The sequence below is a fragment of the Nostoc sp. 'Lobaria pulmonaria (5183) cyanobiont' genome (assembly GCF_002949795.1).
GTDB lineage: Bacteria > Cyanobacteriota > Cyanobacteriia > Cyanobacteriales > Nostocaceae > Nostoc.
The window spans coordinates 3,352,102-3,371,076 of record NZ_CP026692.1 but is presented as its reverse complement, the minus strand read 5'-3'; the positions used below and the strand labels follow the sequence as shown (position 1 = coordinate 3,371,076).

The 18,975-nt window shown below is 40.8% G+C and carries 17 protein-coding genes, 1 other RNA gene and 3 pseudogenes; 8 read left to right on the top strand and 13 right to left on the bottom strand.

What is annotated here, in order from left to right; translation table 11 throughout:
- Positions 1-642 precede the first annotated feature (642 nt).
- Positions 643-1,044: a fasciclin domain-containing protein gene (locus NLP_RS14690; protein ID WP_104907027.1), complete on the top strand. Its 402-nt coding sequence runs from the start codon at positions 643-645 to the stop codon at positions 1,042-1,044.
- Positions 1,045-1,236: 192 nt separating this feature from the next.
- On the opposite strand, the gene sfsA is transcribed toward NLP_RS14690, so the two are convergent.
- Positions 1,237-1,962 (bottom strand): DNA/RNA nuclease SfsA, encoded by a 726-nt coding sequence (sfsA, locus tag NLP_RS14685; RefSeq protein ID WP_104907026.1) that lies wholly within the window; start codon positions 1,960-1,962, stop codon positions 1,237-1,239.
- A gap of 240 nt (positions 1,963-2,202) precedes the next feature.
- Here sfsA and NLP_RS14680 point away from each other — a divergent pair, with 240 nt between their 5' ends.
- The gene (locus tag NLP_RS14680) at positions 2,203-2,871 is read left to right on the top strand and encodes a 2OG-Fe dioxygenase family protein (RefSeq protein WP_104907025.1); all 669 of its coding nucleotides are present in this window, start codon (positions 2,203-2,205) and stop codon (positions 2,869-2,871) included.
- A 538-nt stretch (positions 2,872-3,409) separates the two neighbouring features.
- A complete protein-coding gene (locus NLP_RS14675) occupies positions 3,410-4,675 on the top strand; it encodes a tetratricopeptide repeat protein (protein WP_104907024.1) in 1,266 nt (421 codons plus the stop codon).
- A gap of 127 nt (positions 4,676-4,802) precedes the next feature.
- Here the strand turns inward: NLP_RS14675 and NLP_RS14670 are convergent, their stop codons facing one another.
- A complete protein-coding gene (locus tag NLP_RS14670; protein ID WP_104909886.1) occupies positions 4,803-5,636 on the bottom strand; it encodes a DUF4114 domain-containing protein in 834 nt (277 codons plus the stop codon).
- Between the two features lie 729 nt (positions 5,637-6,365).
- On the opposite strand from NLP_RS14670, the gene argS reads away from it, so the two are divergent.
- The 3 genes from argS (at position 6,366) to NLP_RS14655 (ending at position 9,378) form a co-directional block, all read left to right on the top strand.
- A complete protein-coding gene (gene argS, locus NLP_RS14665) occupies positions 6,366-8,120 on the top strand; it encodes an arginine--tRNA ligase (RefSeq protein WP_104907023.1) in 1,755 nt (584 codons plus the stop codon).
- Between the two features lie 179 nt (positions 8,121-8,299).
- Positions 8,300-8,863 (top strand): Uma2 family endonuclease, encoded by a 564-nt coding sequence (locus tag NLP_RS14660; protein ID WP_104907022.1) that lies wholly within the window; start codon positions 8,300-8,302, stop codon positions 8,861-8,863.
- An 8-nt stretch (positions 8,864-8,871) separates the two neighbouring features.
- Complete coding sequence (locus NLP_RS14655; protein WP_104907021.1) at positions 8,872-9,378, top strand: cobalamin biosynthesis protein; 507 nt, start codon at positions 8,872-8,874, stop codon at positions 9,376-9,378.
- Positions 9,379-9,383: 5 nt separating this feature from the next.
- Here the strand turns inward: NLP_RS14655 and NLP_RS14650 are convergent, their stop codons facing one another.
- Both NLP_RS14650 and NLP_RS14645 read right to left on the bottom strand, forming a co-directional pair.
- Entirely contained in the window at positions 9,384-9,737 is a 354-nt protein-coding gene (locus tag NLP_RS14650) for a phage holin family protein (RefSeq protein ID WP_104907020.1), read from the bottom strand.
- A 378-nt stretch (positions 9,738-10,115) separates the two neighbouring features.
- On the bottom strand, positions 10,116-11,111 hold the full coding sequence (locus tag NLP_RS14645; RefSeq protein WP_104907019.1) for a peptidoglycan-binding domain-containing protein: 996 nt from the start codon (positions 11,109-11,111) through the stop codon (positions 10,116-10,118).
- On the opposite strand from NLP_RS14645, the gene NLP_RS34165 reads away from it, so the two are divergent.
- Complete coding sequence (locus tag NLP_RS34165) at positions 11,009-11,263, top strand: hypothetical protein (protein WP_199784903.1); 255 nt, start codon at positions 11,009-11,011, stop codon at positions 11,261-11,263. The two genes, NLP_RS14645 and NLP_RS34165, sit on opposite strands and share 103 nt — an antisense overlap.
- On the opposite strand, the gene NLP_RS14640 is transcribed toward NLP_RS34165, so the two are convergent.
- The 4 genes and pseudogenes from NLP_RS14640 to NLP_RS14625 all read right to left on the bottom strand — a co-directional run.
- Positions 11,222-12,493, bottom strand: coding sequence for a M16 family metallopeptidase (locus tag NLP_RS14640; protein ID WP_104909885.1), 1,272 nt, complete (start codon positions 12,491-12,493; stop codon positions 11,222-11,224). The two genes, NLP_RS34165 and NLP_RS14640, sit on opposite strands and share 42 nt — an antisense overlap.
- Before the next feature lie 66 nt (positions 12,494-12,559).
- The gene (locus tag NLP_RS14635; protein WP_104907018.1) at positions 12,560-13,825 is read right to left on the bottom strand and encodes a M16 family metallopeptidase; all 1,266 of its coding nucleotides are present in this window, start codon (positions 13,823-13,825) and stop codon (positions 12,560-12,562) included.
- 167 nt (positions 13,826-13,992) lie between these two features.
- Positions 13,993-14,181: pseudogene (locus NLP_RS14630) on the bottom strand (ATP-binding protein); the annotation flags it as partial.
- A pseudogene (locus NLP_RS14625) lies at positions 14,171-14,494 on the bottom strand (transposase); the annotation flags it as partial. The pseudogenes NLP_RS14625 and NLP_RS14630, both read right to left, overlap by 11 nt.
- Before the next feature lie 53 nt (positions 14,495-14,547).
- Between NLP_RS14625 and NLP_RS14620 the strand changes: the two are divergent.
- Positions 14,548-15,240 carry a pentapeptide repeat-containing protein gene (locus NLP_RS14620; protein ID WP_104907017.1) on the top strand — a complete coding sequence of 231 codons (693 nt, stop codon included), beginning with the start codon at positions 14,548-14,550 and terminating at the stop codon, positions 15,238-15,240.
- Between the two features lie 237 nt (positions 15,241-15,477).
- Here the strand turns inward: NLP_RS14620 and NLP_RS14615 are convergent.
- The 5 genes and pseudogenes from NLP_RS14615 to NLP_RS14595 all read right to left on the bottom strand — a co-directional run.
- A pseudogene (locus NLP_RS14615) lies at positions 15,478-15,654 on the bottom strand (Hsp20/alpha crystallin family protein); the annotation flags it as partial.
- 78 nt (positions 15,655-15,732) lie between these two features.
- Positions 15,733-16,431: a class I SAM-dependent methyltransferase gene (locus tag NLP_RS14610; protein WP_104907016.1), complete on the bottom strand. Its 699-nt coding sequence runs from the start codon at positions 16,429-16,431 to the stop codon at positions 15,733-15,735.
- A 196-nt stretch (positions 16,432-16,627) separates the two neighbouring features.
- A non-coding RNA gene (gene ssrS, locus NLP_RS14605) (6S RNA) lies at positions 16,628-16,811 on the bottom strand.
- Positions 16,812-16,871: 60 nt separating this feature from the next.
- Entirely contained in the window at positions 16,872-18,026 is a 1,155-nt protein-coding gene (locus tag NLP_RS14600) for a 5-(carboxyamino)imidazole ribonucleotide synthase (RefSeq protein ID WP_104907015.1), read from the bottom strand.
- On the bottom strand, positions 18,023-18,547 hold the full coding sequence (locus NLP_RS14595; RefSeq protein WP_234017329.1) for a pentapeptide repeat-containing protein: 525 nt from the start codon (positions 18,545-18,547) through the stop codon (positions 18,023-18,025). Before NLP_RS14595 ends, NLP_RS14600 begins: the two co-directional genes overlap by 4 nt.
- Positions 18,548-18,975: the final 428 nt, after the last annotated feature.

The window sequence follows — 18,975 nt, the reverse complement described above, 5'->3', positions numbered from 1 at the left end:
ACAGGCAACAGAAATACCAACCACAGATAAATGGAAGTTAGAGAAGGTTTTGGCGTAAATCCTACGCATGATAAATTAGGGAAATAGACGGGCAATGACACTAATGCTTTTAGCAATTGTGATTGCCCGTTTGTTATTTCCAGGTGGAATTACACAAACAGCGAGTGAAATTTATTTAGTGATAAAATAATATCAGTTAAATACACCTTTTACCAACTTATTTGGTTAACAAATCCTGACAAAAAGTTAATGCAAGTATATTTAAGTTCTCTAAAAACCACGTTTTCTCTCACACAGCATGGTTTTTGGGATAAAATTGTCAGAAGCTTTTAAACATTTCTACCAACAAAATACTTTAAATTATCCATTTAACTAACTTTATTGGTATTTTGAGTGTTGTACTGATAATCTTGGATGCGATCGCTCTTTTTTCTACACAGTGGTACAGGCGATCGCATCCAGCAATGCTCATAACTTATCCACCTGGACGATGTACATATAATTCTTTATTTGTATAAAAATATATATAAATTTTTATATTACCAATAAAAGAAATAATTTGTCATACGCCTAATGATAGATAGATTTTATTGAACAAATAGTTTAGATTTGTAACAAGTTACACAGAACTAAATAAAGCACATGGCCAACATAATTGACACTGCCACTAACAATGGCTCTTTCACGACACTAGTTGCAGCAATCCAAGCGGCTGGTTTGGTAGATACACTTAAAGGTGCTGGGCCATTTACCGTTTTTGCACCCACCGATGAAGCATTTAATAAGCTTCCAGCAGGTACAGTAGACGCATTACTTCAAGATATTCCAAAGCTCAAAAAAATCTTGACCTATCATGTGGTATCAGGGAAAGTACTAGCTGCTGATGTGGCTAAACTGAAGACAGCTAAAACTGTTGAAGGTTCAGATGTAAAAATTGACGCTTCTAATGGCGTCAAGATAAATGATGCAAAAGTTGCAACAGCAGATGTTGCTGCTGATAACGGTGTCATCCACGTCATTGACACAGTTTTGATTCCTGCATAACTAAACGTCAGAATAGCGAATGCTATTTCTGGGGTGACGACTACCTATAGTCGTTTATTCATTACAGTCTGGTTGAATGTTTTTTAGCAAACATCAACTACCAACAAATCTATCTAGATAGGATCTAGATAGATTTGTTGTTTTATGCGTGTAGAAATGTTGCAATTGCTAGTCTCTCTTAATTAGATGCAATCAAATTTTTAGTTTTGCCAAACCTAAATAACGGATACCTTCGGGAGAAATGTCAAAACGGCAAGGTAAGACTTCTAAACCGAGAGCGATCGCATCCCGCAATAATTTACCATATATAGGATCTGTGCGATCGCCAGGAGAGAACTCGATACAATCACCCCGATTGATAAAATAAAGCATCACCGCACGAGTCAAAGGTAACAGCGCCATTAATTCTCGCAAGTGTTTTTGCCCCCTGGTAGTCTCCGTGTCAGGAAATAGGGCTAATCTCCCCTCAGACAAAGTTGTATTTTTCACTTCTAAATAAATCGGGCGTTTCTCATTACTCCCCGTCAAGAAAAAATCCACTCGACTTTTTTTATCTAGCCCATAAACTACCTCGCCCTTAATTTGGCTATAGTCACCCAATTCCGAGAAAAGATATTTCGCCAAAGCTAGCTTTACCACCCGATTGGGCAAAAAAGTATTTATGCCTACCCAAGTCGGCTCATTGTCATGTACCTGAATTAGTTCTAGAGTGTAAGCCAATTTGCGGTTAAGATTATCGCTTTTGGAAAGCTGTACCGCACTTAGAGGTGTTGATACTCCAGTCATTGGCCCTGTATTGGGACAGTGTGCTGTCACTATTTCGCCAGAAGTAAGTTGAACGTCAGCAAAAAACCGCTTGTAACGCTTGAGTAAAATACCGGGATACAAAGGTGGGTAACGGTAAAGCCAATCTATCATTATGGAATCCTTGTTGCTGTTTGTAAATATACGTTGATTCTTTGCCCACTGAACCCCTATCTGCAAATCTTTTCAGCAACTACTGCGCCCTGTAACAGAATTTGAGGAACTCTAACTATCATGAATTGTCAATTTTTGTAGTTAAATTGACAACATAGTAACAAAAAGTAGCATAGACTAAGTATTACAAGCCTCCCAAACAAATCCGGGAGAATTTTAACGTGCAAGGAGGTAAATCCTATGCAAAAAGTGTGGACGGCAACGGAATTAGAATATGCTTTTCTATTTACTCTCAGAAAGGTAAATTCGATCGGTCTAGAAGGTTTCAAGCCATTTTTTAGTAGTATGCCTCTTGACCCTTATATCAAAGGCAATTATCGTTCTAGAAGATTATCTCGGTTCACAGTCTCTGGAAATCAGTTAATCAAATTACCTCATGGCGTCTTTTTTCAAAGTAAAGAGTATAATCGATTAGCGGGTGACATAAAAAGAGAGTTTGCAGAATTAGATGATGCACTCATAGAACTTGATATTTTCAAAAATCTCGTTTTGGCATTTAGTGATTCTTGTAAATTTCATCCTGAAGCTGAAATCGGAGTTCATCAAATTAGAATTAGTTGTTCTCCAGAGAATTTTGGTAATCCAGCACCTGAAGGTATCCATCAAGATGGCACTGATTTTATTGGCATATTCTCAGTAGATAGAGAGAATATTCAAGGTGGAGAAACACATCTGTATACTGCCAAAAAAGAAAAGCCTGTATTTAGTAAAATTCTAAATCCGGGAGAACTCCTATTGGTTAATGACCATGAGTTTTTCCACTACGCCAATCCTATAAAACCACAAACTGAGGCTCAAGGAAATTGGGATGTTTTTGTTCTGACTTCTCCCAGCTTGCTTTCAGAATAATGTTAGTGTAAAATTTCAGCACCCAGAAAGCAGAGTTCAGAATAAATCGAGTATTACTTAGTATATTGATTACAGGAATTTCCTGCTGATTTTTGAAATATTCTGACTCCTAAATTCTGAATTTTAGTTAACCATAAATATTTTACAATCTACGAAAGCCGGGGAATTGAATCTAGTCATTTCCCCAATTTTTTACTGTTAATTGAACAGAATAAATGTGATAATGTGGCTAAAATTTTTATGTCAGTTAATAAAGCTATAATTTTTTCTATAGTTAGATCAACTAGAATCGTAACTGTATAAAATACATAGCCACAAACGGCTGAATTTAATAATAAATTTGATTATTGATATTTCACTAAACTGAACTCCAAAATCTGGATGTATACAATATTCCATTTATCAAAAGTTAGGGCAAGTGTTAGTTTTATTTCACAAAAACTATGAAATATACTTAAAATATGAAGATGAGTGCATAGATTAGGCTACGAAACAAGCCTGCTGGAATTCAATTAACTGAATCAACCAAACAAATGTCATGAATGACGAATTCTACAATAGAGGATTGGAAAAGGCTAGGCGAAAAGATTACGCGGGAGCAATTGAGGAATTTAACCATGCTTTACAACTAACACCTTACTTTAGCGAAGCTTATTTGCAGCGGGGTTTAGCATATTATGACTCAGGAGCAATCCTGAAAGCTGTTTCAGATTATACCGAAGCTCTGAAGCTGAATCCTGAGAGTGTCGAGGCATATTATTGTCGGGGATTGGCTAGAGTAGCGCTGAAAAATTTATCGGGGGCGCTAGACGATGTTGAACGCGCGATTCGTCTCAATCTTAATTATGCTGCTGCTTATAATCTACGGGGAATGGTGCGGCGCAAACAGGGTTATATTCAAGATGCGATCGCTAACTTTAAAAAAGCTGCTGGGTTATATCTAGAGCAACAAGACAAAGAAAATTGTCGTCTTTGTCTAGAACGAATTAAACAGCTACAACCTAAAGAATTACCTGTCCTTGAGGAATCGCGTTCCACTAATGCGCCAATTTTATCCACTAATGATTATTTCACGCAATTATTAGAAAAGGCTGAAAAGGGAGATACCCAAGAAGCACTCGCCGATTTAAACTGGATATTAAAAGCCGATCCGCAAGATGCCCAAGCTTACTGCTGTCGTGGGGTTGTGCGTTGTAAAATGGGAAATTATCGAGAAGCGATCGCAGATTTTAATCAAGCATTACGACTAAATTTTCAAGATGCCATTGTCTATCGCAACCGAGGTAAAGCACGTTCTATCTTAGGAGATCATCAAGGGGCGATCGCGGATCTTAACCAAGCACTCCAGATGCAACCTGAAGATGTCTTAGTTTATATTGCCAGAGGTAATGCCTATCGGACAACGGGCAATTATCTTGGTGCAATTCAAGATTACACGCAAGCGCTGCAAATCAATTCTGATGATGCTCAAGCTTACTACAATCGCGGCATTGCCTATACTTGCTTAGAAGAAATACATAATGCCGTGGAAGATTATCAACGGGCGGCGAGTATCTTTTGCGAACAAGAAGACTGGGAAAATTATCAACAAGTCTTAAATAGCCTAGAAAAAATCCAGAAATTTAGTCCATCAAAAAAGCAAAAATATCACCTGCTACGTCAGCGACTTTTACGAATGGTTGGGGGATACTGGGAAATTGCCGAACGATTGATTCAGCAAAACCGGGATTACCATCCTGGGATGTCAGACGAGTGGTATTTGCAAAAAGTTATTGATGATTTAGAACGCGATCGCAATAGATAAAATATAAATGCTGGTATAAAAAACGTAAAATCACCCGTAGATTATTTATACGGGTGAAAATGGGAGCGATCGCTTGTTATCTTCCAATGAAACTAAACGCACCCTATATTAAGCACCGTTTCCAAGTTTAGTGAGAAGTGCGACTTTGACGGCGGCGGCGCAATCCAAACATACCAACTGCTCCCACCGCAAACATTGATAGAGTAACAGATGGTTCAGGAACGGTAGCACCAATTAACGCTTTAACATTTGCCTCACCGACATCAAGAACGACGACAACATCATTAAAGTCGCGATCGGAGCCTTCGTTCCACTTACCAGTTGCCGAATCTACCCCTGAAGCGTGTAAACCACCGTATAAATCCTCGAATGCCAGGAGGATGTAGTTGTTGTAAGCATAAGCAACCGCGTGCTGTAGTCCGTCAGCGTTAGAGGCAGTATCAGTACCAAAGATATTGGCAGAGTTGCCACGGTTCAAACCATCAGCTCTCAACCAGAAGTCTAGTTGAGTACCTGCGGTAACATTACCAACTTTCACCCCATCACCTAGTTTTAGTGCGTTACCGCCCCAGCCGCCAACACATCCAGTCCCTTCACAAGAAATATCATTAAAAAGCAGTCCAGACTTCTTAGTAGCTCCTGTAGCTTCAAAGGCTAACTGGTTTCTATAACCTGCACCCTCATTAATAAAGTAAACAGAAACATCGTGGTTGTATTTTAGGTTTAATTTATTGGGGTCTAATTTAAATTGTCCGCTGTTTGGAAGAGCAGCGCTTTCTGCTTGGACAAATTGTTGGAAAGGAGTGTCGTTAAAACCAGTTTGAGACTTATTATATATAGTTGGTTGAGTCCAAGAGCTATTCCAATTAAAATCAGCAGCAGATGCAGTTTCTACTTTGGAAACTAATCCGGTCAATGTAGCTGTAGCGGCAATCAAAGCTGTGAATAAATTAGGTTTCATATTATGAGCCATTAAGTAGGAAAAAGAATTTAGATAATGCTTCTTGAGCAGCTATCCGTCTTCGCTTGTCTTTTACTTCTAACAGCTATATTTCTGCAACGTCAATCTGTTTATTTACTTTTACTAGTATATTTAAATAGCTCTTTATTTAAAGTGTTTTCACTTAAAAGAGCTATTTTATATTTGATATTAACCTGTTATTAGTACCTAGTAATTAAACTTATATCTAATGAGAATTGGATGAAGGATTTATATTTTTTATGAAAATCAGATATGCAGTTTCTATAGTGAAATGCTAAAAGCTTAATCTATAGGAATTTTCATTTAAATGAGGTAGATAAGTAATAGTACGCCGTCATCCGTATCAACTGAGCCAAGGCTTAGTTAATACGCTGCTATACAAACAGAGTTTATCTCCGTACTTACGTTGGAAAACGTAGTAATCTATCAAATCAAAGAAACCTGGGGAAATAAGTTTAGTCTTTGTTTTAAGCACTCAAGTGCTTACTACGTACTACGCTTTTGTTGACTTGATTAACTAGTAGTAGTCTGTCAAAATCGACTTCGGTATCGTCAGAATCTGGAAGTTATGCCAAGGATGGAAGACAATTTAAGGGGGTTGTACCTTAAAATGACAGTCTTTGCCTAGACTTGATGAATATCTTTTAAGGTTAAAATAATCAAGCTTTTCCAGAGCTACATTCCCCCTTTCACAGATAAAATCTATATATGAACGCTACACAAGAAAAACTAAAAACTCTTTTAGAGCAGGCTTTAATCGCGGCTTTTGGCGCTGACTTGGCTGGAGTAGATCCAATTTTGGTTCCTGCTAGCAATCCTAAATTTGGCGATTATCAGGCGAATGTGGCTTTATCCCTGAGTAAAAAGTTAGGATTGCAACCAAGAGCGATCGCAGGTGCGATCGCCCTGAAACTAGATGTATCCGAAATCTGCGAACCGCCGGAAATCGCTGGGCCAGGATTTATCAATCTCAAACTGAAAACAGCATATTTAGAAGCACAACTAAACGCGATTCAAGCCGATCCCAGACTGGGAGTTCCAGCCGCGAAAACGCCGAAGCGGGAAATTGTGGATTTTTCTAGTCCGAATATTGCCAAAGAAATGCACGTCGGACACTTGCGTTCAACAATTATTGGTGACTCCATCGCTCAGATTTTAGAATTTCTTGGACATGATGTACTGCGGTTAAATCATGTTGGTGATTGGGGTACGCAGTTTGGAATGTTAATCGCCTATCTGCGGGAAGTTTACCCAGATGCGCTTACCACCGCTAATGCTTTAGATATTGGTGATTTAGTCTCTTTTTATCGCAAAGCCAAACTGCGGTTTGATACAGATGAAGCTTTTCAAGAAACAGCACGCCAAGAAGTCGTCAAATTACAAGCAGGTGCAGAAGATACACTTCATGCTTGGAAACTATTGTGCGAACAGTCACGGCGGGAGTTTCAAATAATTTATGAGTTGCTGGATATCAAATTAACTGAACGCGGGGAATCTTTCTACAATCCATTACTAGCAGGAGTTGTGGAAGATTTAGAAAAATCTGGATTACTGGTAGAAAACCAAGGGGCAAAATGTGTTTTCTTGGAAGGGTTTACAAATAGAGAAGGTGAACCTTTACCTTTAATTGTGCAGAAATCAGATGGTGGTTATAACTACGCCACAACAGATTTAGCATCTCTCCGTTACCGAATTCAGCAGGATGAAGCAAAACGGATAATTTATGTAACCGATGCTGGACAAGCAAACCACTTTACTCAATTTTTCCAAGTGGCACGCAAAGCCGGATGGATACCCGATGATGTGGAATTAGTCCATGTTCCCTTTGGGTTGGTGTTAGGAGAAGATGGTAAAAAATTCAAAACTCGTTCTGGGGATACTGTGCGGTTACGGGATTTATTAGATGAAGCTGTTTCTCGTGCCCATGCTGACCTCAAAACTAGATTACAAAAAGAAGAACGTATTGAAACTGAAGAATTTATTAATGAAGTTGCTAGGGTAGTTGGAATCAGCGCAGTTAAGTATGCAGACTTAAGCCAAAATCGCACGAGTAACTACATCTTCAGCTACGACAAAATGCTGGATCTTAAAGGTAATACTGCGCCCTATATGCTGTATGTTTATGCGCGGATTCATGGGATTAGCCGCAAGGGTAATATTAACTTTAAAGAGTTGGGAAATAATGCCATTTTGTTGCAGCATGAAACAGAATTAGCGTTGGCAAAATATTTACTTCAACTGGATGAAGTTATTAGTAGTGTAGAGCAAGAGTTGCTACCCAATCGTTTATGTGAGTATTTGTTTGAACTGAGTCAGAAGTTTAACCAATTCTACGATCGCTGTCCTATACTACAAGCGGAGGAACCGCAGCGAATATCTCGGTTGATTCTGTGTGATTTGACTGCTAGAACCTTGAAGTTGGGATTATCTTTGTTGGGAATTCAGGTATTGGAAAGGATGTAATATTTTTTAACGCATAGGCGCTTCGCCTTCCCGTAGGGTAGGTGCGCTGAGGTAGCGCATAGGCGCTTCGGCTTCCGGCAGGGTAGGTACGCAGAGTAAGAGTTAAGTTAAAGCTGATTTTTTCTTTGTGTCCTTTGCGGGTTGTTAAGAAAATTTGCTGGATTTGGAGGCGATCGCTTATGGTACGGACACCATCTAAAAACATAACTTTGGCAGAATTTCTAATGCTACCAGAAACGAAGCCCGCTAGTGAATACATCGATGGCCAAATTATTCAAAAACCTATGCCACAGGGAAAGCACAGTATAATTCAAGGTGAAATGGTTAGCACTGTCAACTTAGCAGTCAAGCCCAAGCGAATTGCTCGTGCTTTTCCAGAACTGCGCTGTACTTTTGGTGGAAGGTCAATAGTGCCAGATATTTCTGTGTTTACTTGGCAAAGAATTCCCCGTGATGAAAATGGTGAAGTTGCCAACGTATTCCAAGCAGCTCCTGATTGGACTATTGAGATTCTATCGCCTGACCAAAGACAAACGAAAGTTACAAAAAATATTTTACATTGCCTGAATTATGAAACACAAATGGGTTGGCTGATCGATCCAGAAGAACAAACAGTATTTGTGTACATCCGCAATCAACAGCCAATCATGTTGGATGAACTAGAAGCTTTACTCCCTGTGCCAGATTTTGCAAGTGAGTTGAGGCTAACGGTGGGAGATTTATTTGGTTGGCTGTTGGAGTAAACCCAATCATGTCAAACTCTGACGAACTGAGTAAGAAAATACACCAATTACAACAGGTTTTATGGGTAGGAATCGGTTGTAAACGGGGAACATCATGGCAGCTGATTGATTGGGCAATTGAGAAAGTCTTTCGAGAAAATCAACTTTTTCCAAGTGCGATCGCAGGTATTGCTACCATTGACACTAAAGCCTCGGAGGAAAGCTTAGTAAAACTTTGTCGCCTCCGCAATTTGCCTCTAAAAACCTTTTCTGCGAAAATCCTTAGCTCTGTCTGTGTCCCCAATCCTGCCACAATTACCGACGATAAAGTAGGTACACCTAGCGTAGCAGAGGCAGCTGCTATTCTTGCAGCCTCTCAACTCACATCGTTGACTGTTTTCCCCTTTACAAAGATAGAGGAATTGCGGGTGAAGTTTTTAGTTCCTAAACAAATTTTCCAAATACAAGGGCAACCAGGAGCGGTAACTTTTGCTGTTGCCCAAGCTTTAAATATTAGTATTACAAAAGTTCTCTAATTTTTCTAGTCAACAACTCTCAAAAAATAGTTAATTATGCTAGAAACAATTGCTAGCACAATTGAACCTAACAAAGCAGGTAAAAAGCCCTGAATCTCAAAACCAGAACCAGGAGTTAGGACACTTGCCAGCCAAAGGGCTAAGGCATTAATCACCAATGTAAATAAACCAAAGGTGAGTAAGGTAATTGGAAATGTCAAAATTTGCAAAATTGGTCTAATAAATGCATTAACCAGACCAATAACAAGGGCAGCAATTAAGGCAGTCAGAAAATTCTTGATAAAGAATCCCGGAACGATATTAGCAGTAAGAAATAACGCCACCGCAGTACCGAGCCAAGTTAATAAAAAGTGTTGCATAAGTTTTTTTAGAGGATTTAGCAGTCAGTTTAATTAATTTCACTATTGCTAGTTGTGATCTGTAACACGATTAGGTATTGTTGTGCTTGACTCCTAAAGTTGCCATCATCTTTCGTCAGCCTAAAATCAATGTAATTTTTCAGTGCTGCTAAGAGAGATACTTCTAATCGGTATATCTTTATCGTATTGCAGGATGTACCGCATTAAATTCATAAAAAATGCTGTGAAGCGTAAAATCCCTACAGAGGTTTACTGAAGTTGAAAAACCTCTGTACTTTGGGGATTTCCAAAAAATAAATAAGTTATCAGAACTTCAAAGTATTTCGCCCGTGCCTTTACTTACACGCAAAGGAGACGCTGGCTATGCTCATACTATGCCTAACGCCGCAAAAGAACCTCCCAGGTAGAGCCACCAACTACGCCGTCAGCTTCTAAACCATAGCGCTTTTGTGCAGCTTTCACCGCGTCTTCGGTTGTCTCGCCAAAGTCACCATCGGCATCGCCTTTCAAAAAACCAAGCTTTTTCAGTTGTTGTTGCAACTTAACAACTTCAGAACCACGTAATCCTATACGCAAAATTGGCAAACCTTCTGAGGTGTATTGAATACCGGGAGTTCGTTTAGTAGTTGTGTTTGACTGAGTTCGAGTAGTTGATGTAGTACGCTTCGGCGTTTTCTTTGTGCTAGAAGTTGTCGTTTTTCTGGGAGTAGCAGGTCTTGGCTCAGGGTTGCCCGTAACTTGGGTTACAGCTTTTTTTGGGGTAGTAGGTTTTGCTTCTGGTCTAGTCGGAACTTGGGTTACAGCTTGTTTCGGAGGGTTGGGGTTGGGATTTGCAACGTTGGTGAGGTTACTAGCTTGGGTTGGAACAGGAAAATTTGTAGCTGAGTTAAATCTTGGCTGGGATGAAGGGACGGTTGATGCTGCTACAGGTTGATTAGGAAAAAGTCGTTGCCAAGTACTGGCATCAACAACGCCATCTGGATTCAAGCCAGCTGCTTGTTTAAACTGGGAAACAGCACTAGCTGTATTCTCACTATAAATACCATCTACTGCACCAGAATAAAAACCCAAAAGTTTCAGAGCTGCCTGAAGTTCAGATACGCGTTCGCCTTGGCTACCAACTTTAAGGTTAGGGCGGTTAATGCTATTTCCAGGATTTAGTTGGGCAATTTTTTGTGGGGCTGCTATTGACACTAGAGTCGTTGAGGTAATAAGCAGAGGCGTAGCCAAGAACAAGAGTATTTTAATGGCTGATAAAGATTTAGACCTCTTTGGCCACCAATCCTTTTGCCGTTTTTCCATTTTACAGCGATTTACAGTTGGGTCTAGTAATTTTAAATAACTCAAAATACTTGCTGTCAGGCTGCTTTGCATGGAATTCACTCCCAGAATATTCTCATGCTAATGGTACAGCCGCTTGGTCGAAAAAACAGCTGCTGGATTTTACGATATCTGCAACGGGCGTAGCTGCGGCACATTCTCAGTTACGCGATCGCTCGATTAATTGCTTCTTCTTGACCAACTAAAGACAAGTAAGGCTCTTTTAAATATTTACAAGCTGAAGCGATCGCATCCTTGGCACTCACCGCCGCAATCAATTCTTGAAACTTGGTGTCAAAATCAATTCCTAAGCCCAAAATTTCATACCAGCCGTATATCTGAGCAATTTGCCCGTTCGTTTGCTTCCCCAAGGCGTATTGCCCCAGGATCTTGTTTTTAGCAGCTTGGAGTGCGCTTTCAGATACTTCGGTGGTACATAACAAATCTACTTCTGTACGCAGTCCTTCTAAGGCAATGCTGGTATTTTCTGGTGCTGTACCCATGTAAACTACAAACGACGCTGGAAATAGCCTTGTGGAGTAAAAGGCGGATACTTCGTAAGCTAAACCGCGCTTTTCCCGTAATTCGACAAACAAGCGGCTAGAAAGCCCATTTCCCAAGTAGGTACACAGCAACTTCAGGGCGGCGTAGTCAACAGAACTCACCGATGTTCCCAAATACCCAAGCATCACGATTGATTGTTGTGTCTGTACTGGCTTCAGCCTTACCTGTGGTTCCACCTTAATCTCAGGTAAATTCAGGATTGGTAGTGCTTGGGCTGGCGCTTGCCAATCAGCAAAAACTTCTTCCACCAACGCTGCTGCATCTGTGGGTGTGACTCTGCCTGCAATACTAATTACTACATTATCTGGACGGAAATAAGTCTGGTGATACTCCACTAAATCCGCACGAGTTAAGCGGCTCATGGTGGATTCATCTCCCAGCACTGACATGGAGTATGGATGATTTTGGTACATTACCTGCCGCATTTGTTCAAAGGCGACATTGAACGGTTGCTCTTTTTGGGAACGAATATCTTGGAGTGCTAAACGCTGTTCTAGTTCTACTTGAGTTTCGGGAAAAGTAGGCGATCGCAAAATCCGCCCTGCCAATGTTAAAATTTCCCCAAAATCAGATGTTACCGTCTTGAAAGATAGCAAAAAATAATCAGTGCCAGCATCTGCACTCAAACTCGCCCCTACAGACTCGACAATTTCAGCAATTTCCAAGCTAGAAAGTCCATCGCATCCCTTTGTCATCACTGCTGATAACAAATGTGCCAACCCTGCTTGCTCCCGGTTTTCGTTACAACTACCGGCACGCACAAAGATTCGCGCTGCAATAATGTCCGCAGCCGGATTTTCTGCCACCAGCACGACCATGCCATTGTTCAATACGGTGCGATGGATGGGCGATTTTTGCAGCAAGGTTGTCATTTGTCCTTTGTCATTTGTCATTTGTCCTTTGTCCTTTGTCAAAAACTAATGCCCCATGCCCAATAACTAACACGGTTTAAGTACAGTAACCGCGTAATTCTCCGGCGAGAGATACTGTTTAGCTAATTTTTGCAGTTCTTTGGCATCAAAAGACTGAATCTGCTGGGGATATGTCACAGCTAATTCCGCTTGGGCAATGGTATTGTAATATCCATAAAGCCCCGTCAGTTGATTTGGTGTTTCAGTAGAAAACGCATACTCATTACATAGAAGTCTGCGTATACGAGCAAGTTCTTGTTCGCTAATTCCTCTAGTCAGCAAATCATCCAAATGAGCGCAAATTAAAGACTCAACTTCCTCCAGATTTTCTGGTTCTAACCAGGCAGTAATTGTAAATAAACTTGATTCTCGTTGTAGAGAAAAACTACTGCAAATTCCCTGTACCAATTGCAAATCTTCTCGCAAATCGCGCACTAAACGCGAAGTCCGCCCTTCTGCCAATAAAACTGACAAAAAATCTAAACCATAGCCAGTACGGATATCTTCTACTCCGGGTACTAGCCACGCCATTAACAATCGCGCTTGCTCTATGCGTGGTAAACACAGTTCTTGACGGTGAATTCCTGTTATTACTGGCTTTGTCACTTTCTCAAACTGCGGACAACTCGAGCGTTCGGCAAAATCAGCAAATGAATGATTTACCATTTCCCAAACTGGTTGCTGGGCTATACCGCCTGCAATTACCACTGTCATGTTTTCTGGCTGATAGTGAGTGCGGTGAAAACAGCGCATTGCTTCTGGCGATTGCTGCATCAGTTCTTGCTCAGTACCCAGCACCGAACGTCCGTAAGGGTGATGCGGATAGATGCTTTGAATCAGCGCTTGAAAGCCTATCCAGTCAGAATCGTCCTGACAAGAGCGAATTTCCTCTAGCACCACGTCCCGTTCGCGGCTAAATTCATCTTCTGGAATTGCCGCATTGAGCAGTAGTTCTCCCAAGTAGGGCAGAGTCTCTTTTAAATAAGGGGCAGCTGTGGTGAGTGAATAATGAGCATAATCATAGCTTGTCGCCGCATTACTCACGCCACCCCGGTTTTCAACTTTGGAATCGAACATTCCAGGAGGTAGCGTCGCCGTACCTTTAAAAATCATGTGTTCTAAAAAGTGCGCCATACCAAACCAAGGTTTTGGCTCTAGGCTGGCTCCAGCACGCACCCAAACATCCGCCACAACTACAGGAGTAGTGGGAATTTCTTGATGAATAAAAGTTAAACCACTCTCTAGTCGGAAGACCGAGGCTGGAAATGCGGTATTAGTTAGTTGTTTTAACAATTTTTTGTAGTTTTAACCACAATTTTACGCAATTGTGTCATTTTAACTCTGAACGATACCTGATTTAGAATCAAGTTATACAGATTTTGTAGAATTGTGCTATTGCTGTTCTCCGCATTACGAAGAAATTGGAAGCGTTATGCATTGAGAGGAAAATCGCAAATTAGTTAAAATACTGGAATCTCAATGACAAATTCTGTTCCTTTGCCAAGTACAGAATTGCAACTCAACTGCCCATCATGGGTTTCCTCGACAATTTGACGAGCGATCGCTAATCCTAATCCCGTTCTTTTCCCAACCTCTTTAGTTGTAAATAAGTGGTCGAAGATCCTTGCTCTAATCTCCTCTGGCATCCCCGATTGCTTCAGATAGACTCTTGTGAGGTTCATTCTCTATCCGAACCCACTCCCTGAGACTGTCATGGATTTTTAGCCAAGTTCCATATGCAGCGCCAATTACGAAAATATATGTAGACTGTCTGCCAAACTGGAAAATCTCCTTCTTAGCGATCGCCATCTAACTCCTTCTAACAGAATATAAAAAATCCCATTCAGGACTTCCCACATATCGACTTCAAGAAAAGCGACCACCCGGTTTGGCTTCTGGAATCAGGTCACTAATCAATTCATATTGTTCCAGGGTCAGGTTGCTCTTGTATGCTTTACTCATGTCACTCTCTGAGTGTTGTTTATTATCTTCTGAAAGCGCCAAAACTTATAAAAATGAAAAATATTATCTCGATTTGGAATAACTGGTTAAAACGGCACAAAGACTCTGTTTTACTATTTGACTCAATTGCTGCCGCTAGTGAGATTGCCCTGATGCTTAACGGTCAGTGGGATGGCTGCAATGGTGTAATCATAGCTAAATGTGATGAGGTAGCTATTAACACTGCTGCCAAACTATTAGAAACTACATGGTGTTATCAAGGCGCATCAAAAGCTGTTTTAGACAGAGTAGCAAGTGATGAAATTTTACGCCGTTATGCAATCGGAGAAAGAAATTTTGTTAATGCTAACTTGAGGTGTGCAGTACTTGCATCAGTAAAGCTGAGTGAAATTAACCTAAGTTATGCTCAGTTGAGTTGGGCAGACCTAAGTCAAGCCAATCTCACTAAAGCTGATTTAACAGCAGCAGACCTCAGTCAAGCTAATTTAAGTGGAGCCGACCTCAGTAAGGCATACCTAATGAGGACAAACCTAAGCGGGGCAGACCTGCAACAAGCTTCACTTCGTGGGGCTAACCTAAGTAGTGCTAACTTAAGTGAAGTTAACCTCACTGGTGCAGATTTAACAGGAGCTAATCTAGCACTAGCAGACCTAAGAGGGGCAAATTTTTACGAATGTAATTTAAGTGGGGTTAACCTAACAGGTGCCAAGTTAATTGAAAGTGACTTGGCTTTTGCTAGACAATAATCGCGCCTGGAGGCGATCGCACTTAGGTGTGGTTTACTTAAGTAATGTTCAGCGCGGTGCAATATTTGTGAGACTTGGGGAGCGATCGTCCCCACCCAATTCTTAGAGGAAAAAAGCGTAAGCGCAGCCCCTTAAAGTAGACATCGCATACAAAAGAGCTTGGTCTATGTCAGAACCAAGCTCTTAGCTATCTCAATCAATTATTTCTTAGAGGTAGAGTAGTCTCATCAGAACCCATTAGGCAGCAGGTTGCTCTAGATTAACTTTGACAATTTTGTTCTTTTCTTGCTCAGTTTTAGGCAGTGTCAGATTCAAAATGCCGTCTTTATAATCTGCGGTGACATTGGTATTTTGAACCCTAGCAGACAGAGGAATTACACGTTGGAATTTACCGTAGTAGAATTCACTCTTGGTAGCTGGCGATATAGTCTTTGCAGGCGTGTACGCCCTTCCACCGCTTGTTACTGCGGCAGGTTTTTCCCACATACAGCATTATAAATCAGAGGATGTCAAAGAATTATGCCTTTGATATTCAATCCGCACTTGCTTAACGTCAAGCTCAGATTCTAAAAACACGAGTTTTTCTACTGGCTGTAATCCCAAATTTTCAAACTGTTTGAGTTCCGAGTCTGATAATGGCCAAGGTGGGCCAGAAGGTTCAGCTTCTGTATCTCGAACACGAGTAATCAGCAAAAGTGTGCCACCGGGAGCAACTTGAGAGGTAACTGAGGAGATAACCCAAGAACGCACATTCAACGGCAAAGCTTGAATATTACGACATTCAAAAACAAAGTCAAAAGCTTGATGCCATTGTGGGGGAATTGCTAACAAATCTGCAACTATATAATTGACAGTCGAATCTGGAAATCGCTCTTGACACCAAGCGATCGCTGTCGGTGAAATATCAAAGGCAGTTACTTCAAACCCTCGATCAGCTAAAGCTTCGGCATCATCTCCCAAGCCGCAACCAATGACTAGCGCCTTTTGCCCAGAAGCGAACGGTTGATGATCCGTCAACCAATCTTGTAGATAAGGGTGAGGAGTTAACTTTGCCCAAGGAATTTTTGCTGTATCACCTTTAGCTTCGGTATATAACACTTCAAACCATGCCGATGGTTCTGATTTTTGCAAAGCTTCGGTAGCTAACTGTTTAACATAAAATTGTAAATCTTCGGGTTGTTGTTCAAACATAAAAACTGACATTACTAACAATTGTGCAAAACTTCCGAATACCCTAAGTATTGTAGATCAGCAAAAGCGATACCTACGGTTCAAGAAGCCTACGCTTCACTCTATTACACTTATATTTTGGCGTTGTATAATTGAAGACTCATTTAAATAATTAAAGCCCCCAAATTCTAACTGAACTTTGGGAGCTAATAATTTTAAGTTCACCGCGACGCCGTTTTACCTAAGTTTATGACCTGGGTTTATCCAGGTGGGAACCTAAATTCCTCGTTTAAAGTTTCCGGGTACATGCCCGGTATACTGCCACGAGAACAGTTGACTCCCTTGTCATTAAAGGCATAGATCAAAAAACTTGATGGCAGTCACCAACGTCGTAGTGCAACTCACTCATTATAGCTTTTCAAAAGATGTTGTGTGTTCAACATCGAAATTTTCCGATCTATTTACCTGGGATACCAGATAGATTCTATGGTCTGGGCGATCGCGATCGCCATCTCTCGATTTTGATTATCCAGCAAAACGGTGATATGTCCTAACTTTCGTCCCGGACGTGATTCTATCTTTCCATACCAGTGAACCTGTGCCTGGGGAATTTCTGCTATTTGTTGACGCTGGCTTTGGTAGTCACTGTGAGAATTTTCATACCCCAATAGGTTCACCATTACAGCGCTGGCGCACTGCAAAGCCGGATTCCCTAAAGGTAAACCACAAACAGCTCTGAGGTGCTGCTCAAACTGAGAAGTTTCACAAGCATCAAGAGAAAAATGCCCAGAATTGTGAGTACGGGGCGCAATTTCATTTACCAGCACTTTGCCATCAGCCCTGAGAAATAGCTCAATTCCAAAAATTCCCACTACTTCTAGGCTATTTAATAGAGTATGTGCGATCGCTTGGATTTCTGCTACTTGATTGGGCGTAATTTCGGCTGGCGCAATCACTCGCCGACACACTTGTTGTTCTTGTTGGGTTTCTACAACTGGATAAGTGACAATTTCTCCCTCCACAGAACGAGCTGCAATTACTGCTAGTTCTCTTTCAAATGGGACAAATTCTTCTAACAAGAAAAGCGATTGATTTAAAGTTTGTGTTGTACTTTTATCACTTAGCTTTTGCTCTAAAGTAGCAAAATTTTGAATTATGAAAGTACCTTGACCATCATAACCGTGACGACGGGATTTGAGGACTACTGGAAAACCTAGATATTCTATTTTTGATTTGATATTTTCCACCTCGTCAAGGGCGAAAAATTGAGGAACTGGTAAGCCCAAGTCGCGTAAATAGCAACGCTGATGATATTTATCTAAAAGAGGAGTTAATGCCTCTACTCTGGGACGGAAGCAAACGCCTTGCTGTGCCAAACCAGATAAAGCATTCAGGTTAACAAATTCGTTTTCAAAGGTAATAACATCGCATTTTTGAGCTAATATTTCCGTAGCACTTGCATCATCAACTGGTGCGAAAACAGTTTCTTTGGCGATTGACACGGCCGGGTCGTGTTCGCTAGGAGTTTGTACTACTAATTCTACTTTTAGCTTCTGTGCTGCATCCGCCATCATCCAGGCAAGTTGTCCGCCACCAATTACACCAACACGCTTCATTGACATCCTAGAGAATCACGAGTTTGCACGCCTGTTTTGGAATTCACACCACTGGCTTTGGTGCACAGTTCTTTGATTTGCACTCTATCCAAAATTGCATCTGTAAAATCTGCACCGTCTATATTTACATCATTAAATATGGCACGGAGCAAAAGAGCTTCTTTGAAAACTGCATCGCTCAAATCTGCCTTAGTCAAGTTTACCTGATCGACCATTGCATTCGTTAAATCCGCTCCGTGGAGATTTGCTTTTGTCATTACCGAAGCGCTCATGACTGCTCCCCGTAAGTCAGCGTTTGTAAAGTTAGCCAATTCCATATTGGCGTTAGAAAACTCCGCAGCTTGCAAACTCTGTCCAGAAAAATCACGTCTTGATAACTCTGCATTGCTAAATGACAGTGGATGAGTCCAGTCTACTGCCACTGCTGGATCGGCCACACACCAGATAATAATTCCGAGAAGGAACGCCAACCCTTGCCGCCAAAATATATTGAGAGCCAATTTAGTGTATAATCGCCACATTTAATTACCGCATTTGAATATTAGCAAGACTGGCTCGTACTAATTGAGACTCGCAGCTTTGCTACTGGACTTGAAGAACGTATATTTCCGTTGCTTAATATTTTGTAACGCAAAAAGAGCATAAGCTTCTTACTTTAGCAAAATTATCCCTGCTACTTGAGGTAGAGCGTGGCAATCAGCGATCGCACTAAAATTACATTTGGATATCAGAACAATAATTACTAAATAGCGATCGCAATGACTGAGTATAAAGTGTTTCTTACATCAAGCAAGCTTTAGCAAAATAGAGACGGGGAGCATCATCTATCGCTCTTAATGAAGATAAAACTTGAAATTTCTAACTCTAAAGGAATAATTTAGCTAAATAAAGCAATGTCTACTATGGCTTATGCTTGTTGACTTATTTACAATTCTTCATTTGTAGATTT

What these genes read in the sequence shown, in the direction of transcription:
- NLP_RS14645 (WP_104907019.1), bottom strand. Translation starts at nt 11,111, where the DNA reads ATGCAAAGCAGCCTGACAGCAAGTATTTTGAGTTATTTAAAATTACTA.
- NLP_RS14640 (WP_104909885.1), bottom strand. Translation starts at nt 12,493, where the DNA reads ATGACAACCTTGCTGCAAAAATCGCCCATCCATCGCACCGTATTGAAC.
- NLP_RS14680 (WP_104907025.1), top strand. Translation starts at nt 2,203, where the DNA reads ATGCAAAAAGTGTGGACGGCAACGGAATTAGAATATGCTTTTCTATTT.
- NLP_RS14620 (WP_104907017.1), top strand. Translation starts at nt 14,548, where the DNA reads ATGAAAAATATTATCTCGATTTGGAATAACTGGTTAAAACGGCACAAA.
- NLP_RS14650 (WP_104907020.1), bottom strand. Translation starts at nt 9,737, where the DNA reads ATGCAACACTTTTTATTAACTTGGCTCGGTACTGCGGTGGCGTTATTT.
- NLP_RS14610 (WP_104907016.1), bottom strand. Translation starts at nt 16,431, where the DNA reads ATGTTTGAACAACAACCCGAAGATTTACAATTTTATGTTAAACAGTTA.
- NLP_RS14655 (WP_104907021.1), top strand. Translation starts at nt 8,872, where the DNA reads ATGTCAAACTCTGACGAACTGAGTAAGAAAATACACCAATTACAACAG.
- NLP_RS14600 (WP_104907015.1), bottom strand. Translation starts at nt 18,026, where the DNA reads ATGAAGCGTGTTGGTGTAATTGGTGGCGGACAACTTGCCTGGATGATG.
- NLP_RS14690 (WP_104907027.1), top strand. Translation starts at nt 643, where the DNA reads ATGGCCAACATAATTGACACTGCCACTAACAATGGCTCTTTCACGACA.
- NLP_RS14675 (WP_104907024.1), top strand. Translation starts at nt 3,410, where the DNA reads ATGAATGACGAATTCTACAATAGAGGATTGGAAAAGGCTAGGCGAAAA.
- NLP_RS14595 (WP_234017329.1), bottom strand. Translation starts at nt 18,547, where the DNA reads ATGTGGCGATTATACACTAAATTGGCTCTCAATATATTTTGGCGGCAA.
- sfsA (WP_104907026.1), bottom strand. Translation starts at nt 1,962, where the DNA reads ATGATAGATTGGCTTTACCGTTACCCACCTTTGTATCCCGGTATTTTA.
- NLP_RS14660 (WP_104907022.1), top strand. Translation starts at nt 8,300, where the DNA reads ATGGTACGGACACCATCTAAAAACATAACTTTGGCAGAATTTCTAATG.
- argS (WP_104907023.1), top strand. Translation starts at nt 6,366, where the DNA reads ATGAACGCTACACAAGAAAAACTAAAAACTCTTTTAGAGCAGGCTTTA.
- NLP_RS14670 (WP_104909886.1), bottom strand. Translation starts at nt 5,636, where the DNA reads ATGAAACCTAATTTATTCACAGCTTTGATTGCCGCTACAGCTACATTG.